The following is an 11,538-nucleotide window of genomic DNA, read 5'->3' as shown; positions in this document are numbered from 1 at the left end:
TTCTCCGTATTTACTTATCTTCACATAGTTTGGTTTTTTCGCGCCGACTTACTTATCTCATACCATTTCTTTGTGAGGCTGCGCCAAATTTTCTTAACTTCTTATTTCTTTCTTTGTGTCCTTTGCGTCCAACTCTTAGAGACGCTGCGCGATTGCGGTTCGTTCCTCATTTCGTTTGGCGCATGTTCATACAGAATTGGTATTACACCACAGGTTACCAGCTCCAAAGGCGTAGGATCATGTGGATTTATTCGCCAAAATCTAAAACTGTCCACTTGTCAAGCAGGTGTAACTTTTGTTAACCTTAATTATAGGGAATATATAAAGCTAATGTTGCGAAACACCGGAGAGTAAAAACTATGGATATCCCTATGGAGCTTAACTTAGAGCAGAAATTCAACCTCAAACTTTACGAAGAGCAGGTTAAGGGGTTAAACCAGCAAGAATCTCAAAAATTGCTTTTAGAGGTGCTGCGGCAGTTAATGGTCAAAGACAATATGATCAAGCATCTTCTCAAGCAGGCTTAGGCTAACTGGGGATGTTTGTTAATTTTCTAGAGTACAAGTAGAAACAAAAGGATGTGGAAAGGCTTCTCTAGATGAAACTGCAAGCCTACTCTATCCTCTGGCGGATATATATTCAATCTCAACAACAGCTGGCGTTAGTGTAGCTCCTGCGTAAGGAGGTTCACCCGTATAACGTTCATTACCAAAAGCTTGTTGGATTGACTCAGCACGAGCGCACTATTTTTTAGAACCAAGCATAAAAATGGGTATGAGGCATTGGGTGTTTGGTATTTGGCATTTATCAATGTTATTTCTCCTCTGTTTCTTCATCCTGACAATCCCAATCCTCATTACCCCTTCGCCCTTAATCCTTAAAGCGTACCCCAAATTCCCCAGTCAGACCAATTTTGACTGGGGATTGTTTGTTAAGGATTATTACTTAGTTTCTCATAACTGAGACTAAGATAGGTGTCATCTTTTATGTTCTATATTGTCTTGTTCAGGGAACAGGCAATCAAGTTTCAGAGAAAACCAATTTTTAAGGAGAGCGAAATGCTTGACGCTTTTTCAAGAGCTGTAATTTCAGCAGATGCCAGCACTTCTAGCGTATCTGATATTGCTGCCCTCAGAGCCTTCGTTGCTAATGGTAACAGACGTTTGGATGCTGTAAATGCGATCGCTAGCAACGCTAGCTGCATCGTCTCTGATTCTGTTGCTGGAATGATCTGTGAAAACCAAGGTTTGATCCAAGCTGGTGGTAACTGCTATCCTAACCGTCGCATGGCTGCTTGTCTGCGCGATGCAGAAATCATCTTACGCTATGTAACCTATGCTTTATTAGCTGGTGACGCTTCAGTTCTAGATGATCGTTGTTTGAACGGTTTGAAAGAAACTTATGCAGCTCTTGGCGTACCCACCACCTCTACCGTGCGTGCCGTTCAAATCATGAAGGCGTGTGCAGCTGCTCACATTCAAGACACCCCCAGTGAGGCTCGTGCTGGTGCCAAATTGCGTAAGATGGGTTCTCCTGTCGTAGAAGATCGCTGCGCTAGCTTGGTTGCTGAATCTTCCAGCTACTTTGATCGCGTAATTTCTGCTCTGAGCTAAGGAACTTGCGATTCGCAATTCACTCAACAGATTGACATCCAACACAGTTTAAATAAAAAGCCTTTTGGGAGATTTAAGAAATGAAATCAGTTGTTACCACCGTTATCGCATCTGCTGATGCCGCAGGTCGTTTCCCCAGCACCTCTGATTTAGAATCAGTACAAGGTTCTATCCAACGTGCAGCTGCTCGTTTGGAAGCTGCTGAAAAGCTAGCTAACAACCTCGATGCTGTTGCAAACGAAGCTTACAACGCTTCTATCAAGAAATATCCTTACTTGAACAATGCTGGTGAAGCTAATTCCACCGATACCTTCAAGTCCAAGTGCGCTCGTGACATCAAGCACTACATGCGCCTTATTCAGTACAGCTTGGTTGTTGGTGGTACAGGCCCATTAGATGAGTGGGGTATTGCTGGTCAACGTGAAGTTTATCGCGCTTTAGGCTTGCCCACCGCTCCTTACGTTGAAGCTTTAAGCTTTGCTCGTAACCGTGGTTGTGCGCCTCGTGATATGTCTGCTCAAGCATTGACTGAGTACAATGCTTTACTAGACTACGCTATTAACTCTCTCTCATAGTTAGTTGCCAAACTTGTCATTTGGTGGTAAGGGTACATTGTGATCCTACAAGCCTGGAGGTTCTTGGCTCTTTGCTTTGCCTATTAAGGTTGAGTAATGGCAAAGAATCTCCGGGTTTGTTTTGTCTTAATAAGATTCGGCAAACTGCTGAGAGCTGATATATCTATATATATGGATAAACGCTTTTTTAATTTTTTTAATCTTACAGAAGACCAGGCGATCGCTCTTTTGGATACGCCTCAAGACCAATTGAGTGAGGATGATTCACGTTATATTGCCGCTTCTCATTTAGTCAATTTTCCCACAGAGCAATCAATCAACGCCCTAATGCGGGCTGTGCAGCAAACTGACCCCGCCTTGGATAACCGCATCGTCCGCCGCAAGTCGGTAGAGACTTTGGGGCGACTGCAAGCTGAGTCAGCCTTACCAGTGATCCGCACCTGTCTTTTTGATGAAGACTGCTACACTGTGGAAAATGCTGTTTGGGCGATCGGTGAAATTGGTACTCAAGACCCCGACATCTTAGAAGATGTTGCTCAATTGCTGGACAAGCCAGGGCAAACCTATCGAGTGATTATTCATACATTAACAAAGTTTAATTATCAACCTGCCCTGGAACGAATTCGCAAATTTGTAGATGATGCCGATCCACCGACAGCCAGTGCGGCAATGGCCGCAGTTTGCCGTTTAACTGGCGACTATTCCCAGATGGGGAAGGTAGTGGCAATGTTACAACACCCAAATGTGTTAGGAAGGCGGTTGTCTATCCAAGATTTAATGGATGCCCGTTACTATGATGCAGTTCCCTATATTGCCCGATGTCCAGTATCTTTGGTGTTTCGGCTGCGAGGAATTCGGACATTGGCAGAAGCCGGAATCGCTGCTGGAGCAATTACTTTTGCCACGATTCAACCTCATTTAGAGCAGACGTTATACGACCACCCAAATGATCTGAGTTTGGTGCATAGTTACCCAAGCCCCCCTACTTTACCAGTTCTGATTCGGGGATTGTATGAAACAGACTTTGGGCGCTGCTATTTAGCAACCAAAACCATTCTTGACCATCACGCCGATGCTGCTCCTGAGGCTTTGTTTACTACCTACGCTGAAGAAGCAAATAATGATTATGGTGCCCACTTCCATGTGATAAAGCTGTTCGGTTGGTTAAAACATTCCCCAGCTTACGATTTACTAGTTGAAGGCTTGCATAATAAACAACCACAGTTTCAAAAATCACGGGCTGCTGCTGCGATCGCTCTTGGTGAACTCGGCGATCCACGGGCAATTTCCGAACTGAAACCCTGTCTAGAAACCAAAATTTGGGATCTGAAGTATGCGGCGTTGATGGCGCTGGAAAAACTTGGTGATACCAGTGGTTATGAACAAGTCGCCAACGATGATGATTGGCTGATTCGGGAAAAAGCCAAGTCAACCCCTACAGAGAATTCAAAATTCAAAATTCAAAATTCAAAATTAATCACACCACTGATAAATCCAGAGGCTTGAATGAATGTTGTTTGACTTTTTCTGTTCTCCATAAATTAATAATGGTACTAGTATCCTGATTTTTTTAGTTTACAGAAAAAGTACCGAGTGCTGAGTGTTGAGTTGAGAGATTAATTGCACATTTTTGATAATTTATTTATTAAAATCTTGTTATGTCCACAGAAGAACTATTCCAACAACTGAAACACCCCAACCCCCACCTACGCGACCAAGCAATGTGGGCATTGGCTGAGAATCCCGATGACACAACTATTCCTCGGTTGATGAGTATTCTCAATGAAGAGGATACCACCTATCGACGAGCTGCCGTTAAAGCTCTAGGAGCGATCGGGCCTGATGCAGTGACTCCTTTAGTTGCAGCCTTACTCAATAGTGATAATGTTACTGTCCGGGGAAGTGCCGCCAAAGCACTGGCACAAGTCGCCATTAATCATCCAGATGTTCCCTTTGCAGCTGAAGGTGTGCAGGGTTTAACGACTGCTCTCAATGACCCCAATCCTGTAGTGAATATTGCTGCTGTCATGGCTCTAAGTGAAATTGGTTCTCCCGTGGTGGATGTTTTGATTGAAGCATTACAAACCACAGATAACCCAGCGCTGGCAATCTCTATCGTGAATGCCCTTGGCTCGATTGGCGATAGCCGAGGTGTGGAAGTGCTACAATCCCTTATTCAGGATGAATCTACCGACTCCTATGTACGCGAGTCTGCCACTAGTGCATTATCTCGCCTAGAAATGACAATGAAGTTTCAGCGAGGAGAAAAATAATACCCACAGGACGAAAAACAGCTTGGTAGAGGGAATTGCTGTGGTTGGTAAAATATAGGACTTACGCACTGTACAAATGCATTGTGATGTAAATTAACGATCTTGAGGTGGTTTCAGACTTTTATTAATTATTCTGTCATCGTAAATAGACCATGCGGTAGGGGCACAGCATTGCTGTGCCCCTACGAAAGATATGGTTTTTAACCTTATCTATATTTGGCATTTATTGTCAATGCGTAAGTCCTAAAATATAAAAATAAACCACAACAAAGTTCCTTTACCCTAATAAGCGTGAACCTCCAAATCGGCAAAAATAAACCACAAGCAAGCACCAGTACAAATATCACTCCAGAAACAGAAAAAATTCTCTGTCCTCATTGTCAGCGCACAGCTACAAACGGCATCAAATGTAAGGGAATTTGTGTAGCTGACAGTGATTATTAATAGACAGCAGGTAAAATTAACAATGTTTCAACAATTGCTCTGACTGGGGTTCGAGTCCCTTTGATAATTGGCTCACCGCTTAGAATCTGGTCATCTCTGACTATGTAAAGATGCTCTGTTGTCTGAAGCATAGATTGTTCATTGTGCAGAAATATCATCACATAATTGTAACGGCTTGTTCAATTAAGTTGAGTAGCACAAGCGCATAATCACCTTGTTGTACCCGACTATATGCAGGCTATCGATTAGAAATGAGATGTTGGTAGAGGCAGTAAGCAACTGAACGGGAATATTACCAATCATCTGCTTCGGACTGGCGTTCAATTTGCGCGATCGCTAGTTTAGCCAGAACCCGCACCACCTCTTGTTGATCATTAAGTAGCGGTTGTAATGATTCTAATGCACTGTGATCGCCGATTTTACCAAGGGAGTTGATTGCTGCCTTCCTCACGTCTAAATCGGTATCTCGAATTGCCAGAATTAAATGCGGCACAGAGGGAGGATAATTTATTTGTCCCAAGGCTGCGGCTGCTTCAGTGCGGATAAGCGCTTCTGGATCAGTCAAAGCAGAAACTAAAAGGTTGCAGGACTTTTCGTCTGACTGCTCTTGCGCCACATGACCAAGGGCGCCGATAACAGCACATCGAACATCCAAAGAGGCGGCGTTCAATGCTTTGTATAAATGGTCTGCTGCTTCCGATCCCATAAACGCCAACGCCCATGCCGCAAGACCCTTAATATCCTGTGGATGCTCGTCTGATGCTAAAATTTCCAGCAACGCTGGTACAGATGCTTCTCCTGTTCTAGCCAACGCCCCGGCGGCTGAACTTCTGACTACCCTATCTTCATCATTCAGAAAAGCATGAAGCAAGTTTGGCACGGCACACGGATCAGAGATGATAGTAAGTGTCTTGGCAGCAGCCCGCCGCACAACTACATTGGAATGATTTGCCAGTGCTTCTACGAGAAATGGCGTTGCTGCTTCACCAATTTCACCCAAGGTTTCGGCAAACCGCAGTCGCACCAATCCACGTGTATCTCCTAAACCCTCCACTAGTTGTTTAAGAACTTTTTGATCTGTAGAATTGAAAGTTTCTAGTGTAATCTGCTCATTTACCCTTTGAACCAGATCATCATTTTCAGCTTGCACTCGCAGGATGGGATCATCCACTGCTGGAGCTTCAAAGTTGAGCGATTGACTCATGACAAATTCCCTATCACCGTTATTGTTAAATGATCTAGTACAGGTCGGCGGCAATAAACCTACCGTTTTATTACAGCCAGAAAGCCCAAAATTAAAGCTTTTTGATTTTTGACCGTCGCTTCCCTGCAATTAAAAATTGAAAATGTAAAATTAAAAATTGAGAAAAATCCCTAAATTTTTAATTTCTAATTCTTAATTTTTAATTCCCCGAAGGGGTACTAGTTACCAGATGCCAGAGTAGATTGCTGTTGTCGTAGTGACTCAATAGTTGCATCTATCTGGGTAAGCTGAGGTTGCAGGCTAGCAAGTGCTTGTGGCTTCATAATTTTGGCGCGTTGCGCCATTGACAAGGTATCGTTAACCAGGCGTTCCCGATATTCTTCTAATTGAGCGATCGCTTCTGTCAGTTCTTCAGAGCTAGCTTGAGCGCTTGAGGTGAGTTCTGTAGTATCAGTCATATCCATTGTGTTTCCTAAAAGTAGATTTAAAATGCCCATATTCGATTTTCTCAGATTCAGTTACCAACAGACAAACCTTTTCGATCGTCCTGGTTCTACCTTTGACTTCATCTAATCGCTGATCCCAGCTTTCTTTCCAAATCGAATAAAAACCCGTGGATATATTCTTCTGTCCACTCAGCACCGTAAAAACGGGTAAACATTCCCCGTGCTGGGTCTTTTTCTGCTCGATAGCGAAGATAACGCAGTTGAGCCTGTTCAATGTCTGCTAAATATTTGGAGTCGGTTATCGGTTGCGCCTGGTCAACAAAATCCAGGTAGGCTTGTAGATAGTCTTTGAAGGCTGCAAACACATGGGTTTCCACTACCTCAGTTTCCTGAGGGCGCGTCCAGAGAAAAGCGGGTGAGAAAAAGGGCTGCGCTTCTTCGGGAAAGTCGCCCCCCCAAGGTAGATGCTGCTGATGTGCGTGAAAAGTTGCCAGGATAGGCTGGGTATACTTTGCCTGATACCCCAAATCATCCCGAAATAGGGGTTGCATATCGAGGGCAATTAAGTGCCCTCCTGGCAAGGTAACTAAATCTGCGCCAAAGAAGGGCAAATCGTAATTTAGATGGGGGAAAATAACGAAATTTAATACCTGAAGTGAGTTACCCCCCTGTACATGGGCGGCTCGTATTTGCCGGAGTTTGGTTGTTTGATAGGCATAGCTAGTCGTTAAGACCTCTTGCTGATGTTTGCCTTTGCCCACTGTTGCTTGCTTCGACTCAAACCCTTGAGGAATTGCATAAGGCTGCAAATTCAAACGTTCCTGCAAAAGCGCGATCGCATAATCTAAAAATGGCTGATAGAGAGTCAATGTCGCTTCGCTCCGAATTCAAAATTAACAATCACTATATTTTGTTATGGTGATGTCGATTTAAATCACTATTTGGCTGCACTAGCTACTAATGGCACAGCATCCTCAAACAAAAATTCATGCAAAAATCGCTCTGACCATTGATGTCCAAAGTAGCTACTGAACAAACCAGATGCAGGATCGCGATCGGCACTATATTGATCGTAGTCTTTTTGGGCTTTCACAATTCGTTGAATATCTGACTCGTCGATCAGAGGTTCAGCTTGATTTAGCATCTGCCAGTACAAATTCAAATAGTCTTTGAATGCCTCAAAGACCCTCGTTCTTACTGTTTCTGCATCGGTTTTGGCAAATAAGAGATATTTTGAGAAGTACTGATTAGCATCATAAAATTTCATTTCCAAGCCTTGTGCCAAGTCTGGATATTTATCATGCAATGTCTGCAATGGATGTATGTACTTCTTCAAGTAAGCTTCATCTTGAAATAAAGGCTGGAAATCCATCACAATCAGGTTTTTAATTTGGCCGAAAGAGAGAAAATCAATGCCGAGTAAGGGCAAATCATAGTGATGACTGGGATAAATTACACTATTAAGAATCTGGGCACTTGCGCCTGCATCAATGTATGTATAGCGGATTTTCCGCAACTGTGGGCATTGATAGCACCAGCTCTGAATTGTGGCGGGATTTCTACCGCGATCGCTCACCTGATACTCTAGTCCTGGGGGAATTGGGCGACTCTCTAATGTAAACCGTTGCAAAAGCGATTGTTCCAGATGCTCAAGGAAGCACTTATACATAAAATTTATAAACTAATTTACCTTAATCCCAGACAATACGGGATTCCCAGATCCGCCGTCTCGAATATGTTAAACAAAGTAACGATCCTTAACGTTAGCATTATAGCGGTTCTCAGTTGAGTGAAATACAGTGTGGGAGGATGGAGTATATCAATAACCATGTACATCGATATGAAAGCTTACTCCACGGATCTACGCCAAAAAATCATTGATGCCCACAACAATCAAGAAGGCTCTCAACGACAACTGGCGAAACGATTTCGTGTGAGTTTAAGTTTTGTTCAAAGCCTACTTAGGCGATTCCATTTTTCTGGCACAGTTGAGGCAAAGCCGCACTCTGGAGGTCAATCTGCCAAATTAAACAGCGAACAAATGGCTTTAGTCGCGCTCTTGGTGGAGTCAGATAACGATGCCACTTTGGTTGAGTTGTGCGAACGCTTACAACAAAAGGCTGGAGTTAAAATAAGTCGAGCCACAATGGGGAGAATCACCCAAAAGCTAAATTTAACCCGCAAAAAAAAACAATACATGCCAGTGAGCGATACACCGAGCGAGTACAAAAACTTAGAGCAGAGTATTGGACAACCATTGGAACCGTAAACCTAGCCGATCTGGTATTTATCGATGAAGCGGGAGTCAACATCGCTATGACTCGACACGAAAGCTCGTTCGAGCAAAGGTAGTCGTGCTTATGGCGAACGCCCAGATGGACGTGGAAAAAATGTGACAATGATTGGGGCTATGTCTTTGGAGGGGATTATTGCATCTATGACATTTCAAGGTAGCACAGATACAAATGCATTTTATACTTATGTCACTCAAGTCTTAGTACCTCAACTTTGGACGGGCGCTTGTGTCGTCATGGATAATTTCAGTTCTCACAAAGTTGCTGGTATTAAAGAAGCTATAGAAGCTGTGGGAGCTAAATTGATATATTTATCTCCTTATTCTCCTGATTTTTCTCCGATTGAAAACTGTTGGTCAAAGGTCAAGGAGTTTTTGCGATCGCAAGCAGCCAGGACATATCAAGAATTAGATCAAGCGATTACAGAAGCCTTAGAAACAGTTGCTAAAAAAGACATTGTTGGTTGGTTCACCCACTGTTGCTACTATATTGCACCCAACTGAGAACCGCTATAGGTGATGATGCAATGCTTACTGATGGCGATCGCTAGAATTATGGACTAGAACCAACAGCAAGTCCTACAAGATTATGAGCGACCAAATAGATCATACGGATGCTCTAGATAAATTGTGTTGCACCATTTGTGCTAAATTCGCCTCAGTTAAATAGCGTCGTTCAGAACAATATGTCATCAAATACACTCCATTCATCATCCGCACTGTGCTGACGCGCACCCGAAAATCATCGGTCATGAACCAGCAGCGTTCCTGACCTTGGTTGGTTTCATATTCGGTATCGATGGTTAAAATGCCATCTTGTCCAAACCAGTAACGGCTAACTACCGGAATTTTTTCCACATAGCCTTGGTTGCGGAGCAATTTTCCCGATCGCCCTGTTTCATCATCTGGTACATCAATTAAGACAGCAGCACTATCCGGATTGGGTTCTTGATCGTCGTCATGTTCTTGCCACATAAAGCTAGCACCTCCCTTAGCATTAGCTGGATCGATACCTTGCGGCTGGCAGATTGCTTTTACCTGTGGGTCATCAAGTGCGATCGCCCCTACATAAAGCTTTGATTCTCCCGATTGATCCGCCACCGTATCAAAGTGATGCACCGTGCGCTGGGTAAACCAAACCCCTTCACTCTTACTGAAAAACTCCATCATGGTCATTGGTGGTACAAAAGGCATAGCTGATCCTCAAATAAAACTTCATCCTTTCTTAGACCCTAATGATTGTAGATGGGTCGCGGTACAATACCTCTAAATAATCTCACGATTTCAACCCATGATCAGCAGGGAAACTCACAAGACACCCCAAGAGGTTTTGGCTGTCCTCAAGGCAGGGTTTGCTCTAACTCAAGAAGATTTATATCAATTCAACCTCAGTGGTTTAGAACTGCAAAGAGCTAATTTGCATCAAGCTACTTTGATTCGAGCGAATCTCAGCAAAGCGGATCTGAGTGCAGTCGATCTCAGTGGTGCTGATTTACGGGCAGCCGATCTCAGCCAAGCGATTTTAAGGGATGCCAATTTACAGGCAGCTTGTTTGTACCGAGTCGATCTGAGTGGCGCAGATTTACGGGGAGCTATTTTGACCGACACCAAACTGCTAGGGGCAAGATATGATAGCCAAACCCAGTTTCCCGAAGGCTTTAATTACAAATCCTCTGGGGCGATTGGGCCAAATGCCTATTTGAATGGTGCCCAACTGAATACAGCCAACTTGCGTCATGCCGATTTGCAAGGTGCAAGTATGTTGGGAACATATTTAGGGGGGGCTGATTTAACTAATGCTAATCTTCAGGGAGCGCGGCTAAGTCAGGCTGACTTGCGGAAAGCCTGGTTGCCAGGAGTATTTTTACGCAATGCTCGGTTAAATGGAGCCAACTTCGCAGGAGCTGATTTACGAGCCGCAGATTTGACTGGCGTTGATTTCGAGCATCTGGAAAGCATTGCTGGAGCCGATTTTACCCATGTTCAAGGGCTGAGTGACGAAATGCGATCGCGCCTCCTTAGCCAACCTGCACAAGAGCTAGATACACCTCATGCTTTAACCCGTCGCACCACACGCGCCAGCCTAGAAACTAAGTAAGTAGGAGGCAGGGGGACAAGGGGACAAGGAGGAGAAACAATTCAAAGTTATTTCCTATTCCATACTCCCTATTCCCTATTCCCTTCTTAAGATTTAGTAGCTGTCCAATCTTTTTTCAGCAACGCTAAAAAGGTAGCAATTCCTTTAGAAAATCCTTGGGGGTCGGATAGAACATACTGCGGAAATTCCTCATACGGCCGCCACGGCTCTGACGAATTATGCCGCAGGAGCAAAACGCGATTGTCCCCTTCCAATTTCCAGAGCATTTGACCGCCGGTGGGAATTTCAGCCATTTGTTTCTCCTATAGTGTCAACAATAATACTTAGTCACAGTTTGCTCTTTCCTAATTCTGCCAGTCTAAATATTAATTTATGTCAACCTTGCTACAATTTCTCTAGACTTTTGTGTTTAATTACTGTAAAAACATGGATAAATCATAGATGTTCTTCACTGAGTAAGGCATAACTCGAAAAAAATAGTTTTCTTCTCCACCTGGAGGTGGAGTCAGCCCCTTGCCTACGGGACGCACTCGCGTTCGGGGAAGTCAAAAGTCAAAAGTCATTTTCCCCTGCCCCCTGCCCCCTCCTCGCT

General features: G+C 43.9%; 14 protein-coding genes and 1 pseudogene. 8 read left to right on the top strand and 7 right to left on the bottom strand.

The genetic code is table 11. From position 1 onward, the window contains the following. Positions 1–359: 359 nt before the first annotated feature. The 5 genes from ACFFAP_RS29885 (at position 360) to ACFFAP_RS29865 (ending at position 4,461) form a co-directional block, all read left to right on the top strand. Positions 360–527, top strand: a complete 168-nt coding sequence (locus tag ACFFAP_RS29885; RefSeq protein WP_152591427.1) for an NblA/ycf18 family protein — start codon at positions 360–362, stop codon at positions 525–527. 531 nt (positions 528–1,058) lie between these two features. Beyond that, the gene (cpeB, locus tag ACFFAP_RS29880) at positions 1,059–1,613 is read left to right on the top strand and encodes a C-phycoerythrin subunit beta (protein ID WP_100903938.1); all 555 of its coding nucleotides are present in this window, start codon (positions 1,059–1,061) and stop codon (positions 1,611–1,613) included. A gap of 80 nt (positions 1,614–1,693) precedes the next feature. Continuing rightward, positions 1,694–2,188 carry a C-phycoerythrin subunit alpha gene (gene cpeA / locus ACFFAP_RS29875; protein WP_375514608.1) on the top strand — a complete coding sequence of 165 codons (495 nt, stop codon included), beginning with the start codon at positions 1,694–1,696 and terminating at the stop codon, positions 2,186–2,188. 171 nt (positions 2,189–2,359) lie between these two features. After that, entirely contained in the window at positions 2,360–3,694 is a 1,335-nt protein-coding gene (locus ACFFAP_RS29870) for a HEAT repeat domain-containing protein (protein WP_375514607.1), read from the top strand. Positions 3,695–3,846: 152 nt separating this feature from the next. Next, on the top strand, positions 3,847–4,461 hold the full coding sequence (locus ACFFAP_RS29865; RefSeq protein ID WP_375514606.1) for a HEAT repeat domain-containing protein: 615 nt from the start codon (positions 3,847–3,849) through the stop codon (positions 4,459–4,461). Positions 4,462–4,901: 440 nt separating this feature from the next. Here ACFFAP_RS29865 and ACFFAP_RS29860 read toward each other — a convergent pair whose 3' ends face one another. The 5 genes from ACFFAP_RS29860 to ACFFAP_RS29840 all read right to left on the bottom strand — a co-directional run bounded on the left by ACFFAP_RS29860 (position 4,902) and on the right by ACFFAP_RS29840 (position 8,224). Beyond that, on the bottom strand, positions 4,902–5,036 hold the full coding sequence (locus ACFFAP_RS29860; RefSeq protein ID WP_375514605.1) for a DUF433 domain-containing protein: 135 nt from the start codon (positions 5,034–5,036) through the stop codon (positions 4,902–4,904). Positions 5,037–5,197: 161 nt separating this feature from the next. Next, a complete protein-coding gene (locus ACFFAP_RS29855; protein WP_375514604.1) occupies positions 5,198–6,109 on the bottom strand; it encodes a HEAT repeat domain-containing protein in 912 nt (303 codons plus the stop codon). Positions 6,110–6,327: 218 nt separating this feature from the next. Continuing rightward, positions 6,328–6,606 (bottom strand): hypothetical protein, encoded by a 279-nt coding sequence (locus ACFFAP_RS29850; RefSeq protein ID WP_375514603.1) that lies wholly within the window; start codon positions 6,604–6,606, stop codon positions 6,328–6,330. Between the two features lie 68 nt (positions 6,607–6,674). Continuing rightward, positions 6,675–7,424: a phycoerythrobilin:ferredoxin oxidoreductase gene (locus ACFFAP_RS29845; RefSeq protein ID WP_375514602.1), complete on the bottom strand. Its 750-nt coding sequence runs from the start codon at positions 7,422–7,424 to the stop codon at positions 6,675–6,677. 68 nt (positions 7,425–7,492) lie between these two features. Then, positions 7,493–8,224 (bottom strand): 15,16-dihydrobiliverdin:ferredoxin oxidoreductase, encoded by a 732-nt coding sequence (locus tag ACFFAP_RS29840; RefSeq protein ID WP_375514601.1) that lies wholly within the window; start codon positions 8,222–8,224, stop codon positions 7,493–7,495. A 159-nt stretch (positions 8,225–8,383) separates the two neighbouring features. On the opposite strand from ACFFAP_RS29840, the gene ACFFAP_RS29835 reads away from it, so the two are divergent. Together ACFFAP_RS29835 and ACFFAP_RS29830 are read left to right on the top strand one after the other, a co-directional pair. Next, on the top strand, positions 8,384–8,824 hold the full coding sequence (locus ACFFAP_RS29835) for a transposase (RefSeq protein WP_375514600.1): 441 nt from the start codon (positions 8,384–8,386) through the stop codon (positions 8,822–8,824). A gap of 69 nt (positions 8,825–8,893) precedes the next feature. Next, positions 8,894–9,352: pseudogene (locus ACFFAP_RS29830) on the top strand (transposase); the annotation flags it as partial. 102 nt (positions 9,353–9,454) lie between these two features. Here the strand turns inward: ACFFAP_RS29830 and ACFFAP_RS29825 are convergent. Next, the gene (locus ACFFAP_RS29825) at positions 9,455–10,042 is read right to left on the bottom strand and encodes a phycobiliprotein lyase (RefSeq protein ID WP_375514599.1); all 588 of its coding nucleotides are present in this window, start codon (positions 10,040–10,042) and stop codon (positions 9,455–9,457) included. Between the two features lie 97 nt (positions 10,043–10,139). Between ACFFAP_RS29825 and ACFFAP_RS29820 the strand changes: the two genes are divergently transcribed. Then, positions 10,140–10,946 carry a pentapeptide repeat-containing protein gene (locus ACFFAP_RS29820; RefSeq protein ID WP_375514598.1) on the top strand — a complete coding sequence of 269 codons (807 nt, stop codon included), beginning with the start codon at positions 10,140–10,142 and terminating at the stop codon, positions 10,944–10,946. An 86-nt stretch (positions 10,947–11,032) separates the two neighbouring features. On the opposite strand, the gene ACFFAP_RS29815 is transcribed toward ACFFAP_RS29820, so the two are convergent. After that, positions 11,033–11,239 carry a hypothetical protein gene (locus ACFFAP_RS29815; RefSeq protein WP_375514597.1) on the bottom strand — a complete coding sequence of 69 codons (207 nt, stop codon included), beginning with the start codon at positions 11,237–11,239 and terminating at the stop codon, positions 11,033–11,035. Positions 11,240–11,538 lie beyond the last annotated feature (299 nt).

Origin of the sequence: uncultured Nostoc sp. (assembly GCF_964245575.1) — a bacterium.
Lineage (GTDB): Bacteria > Cyanobacteriota > Cyanobacteriia > Cyanobacteriales > Nostocaceae > Nostoc.
This window is presented reverse-complemented; position numbering and strand designations above follow the sequence as displayed.

Coding starts and splice junctions, on each gene's coding strand:
- ACFFAP_RS29850 (WP_375514603.1), bottom strand. CDS start 6,606: ATGGGCATTTTAAATCTACTTTTAGGAAACACAATGGATATGACTGAT.
- ACFFAP_RS29855 (WP_375514604.1), bottom strand. CDS start 6,109: ATGAGTCAATCGCTCAACTTTGAAGCTCCAGCAGTGGATGATCCCATC.
- ACFFAP_RS29885 (WP_152591427.1), top strand. CDS start 360: ATGGATATCCCTATGGAGCTTAACTTAGAGCAGAAATTCAACCTCAAA.
- cpeA (WP_375514608.1), top strand. CDS start 1,694: ATGAAATCAGTTGTTACCACCGTTATCGCATCTGCTGATGCCGCAGGT.
- ACFFAP_RS29840 (WP_375514601.1), bottom strand. CDS start 8,224: ATGTATAAGTGCTTCCTTGAGCATCTGGAACAATCGCTTTTGCAACGG.
- ACFFAP_RS29835 (WP_375514600.1), top strand. CDS start 8,384: ATGTACATCGATATGAAAGCTTACTCCACGGATCTACGCCAAAAAATC.
- ACFFAP_RS29870 (WP_375514607.1), top strand. CDS start 2,360: ATGGATAAACGCTTTTTTAATTTTTTTAATCTTACAGAAGACCAGGCG.
- ACFFAP_RS29815 (WP_375514597.1), bottom strand. CDS start 11,239: ATGGCTGAAATTCCCACCGGCGGTCAAATGCTCTGGAAATTGGAAGGG.
- ACFFAP_RS29825 (WP_375514599.1), bottom strand. CDS start 10,042: ATGCCTTTTGTACCACCAATGACCATGATGGAGTTTTTCAGTAAGAGT.
- ACFFAP_RS29860 (WP_375514605.1), bottom strand. CDS start 5,036: ATGCTTCAGACAACAGAGCATCTTTACATAGTCAGAGATGACCAGATT.
- ACFFAP_RS29865 (WP_375514606.1), top strand. CDS start 3,847: ATGTCCACAGAAGAACTATTCCAACAACTGAAACACCCCAACCCCCAC.
- ACFFAP_RS29820 (WP_375514598.1), top strand. CDS start 10,140: ATGATCAGCAGGGAAACTCACAAGACACCCCAAGAGGTTTTGGCTGTC.
- cpeB (WP_100903938.1), top strand. CDS start 1,059: ATGCTTGACGCTTTTTCAAGAGCTGTAATTTCAGCAGATGCCAGCACT.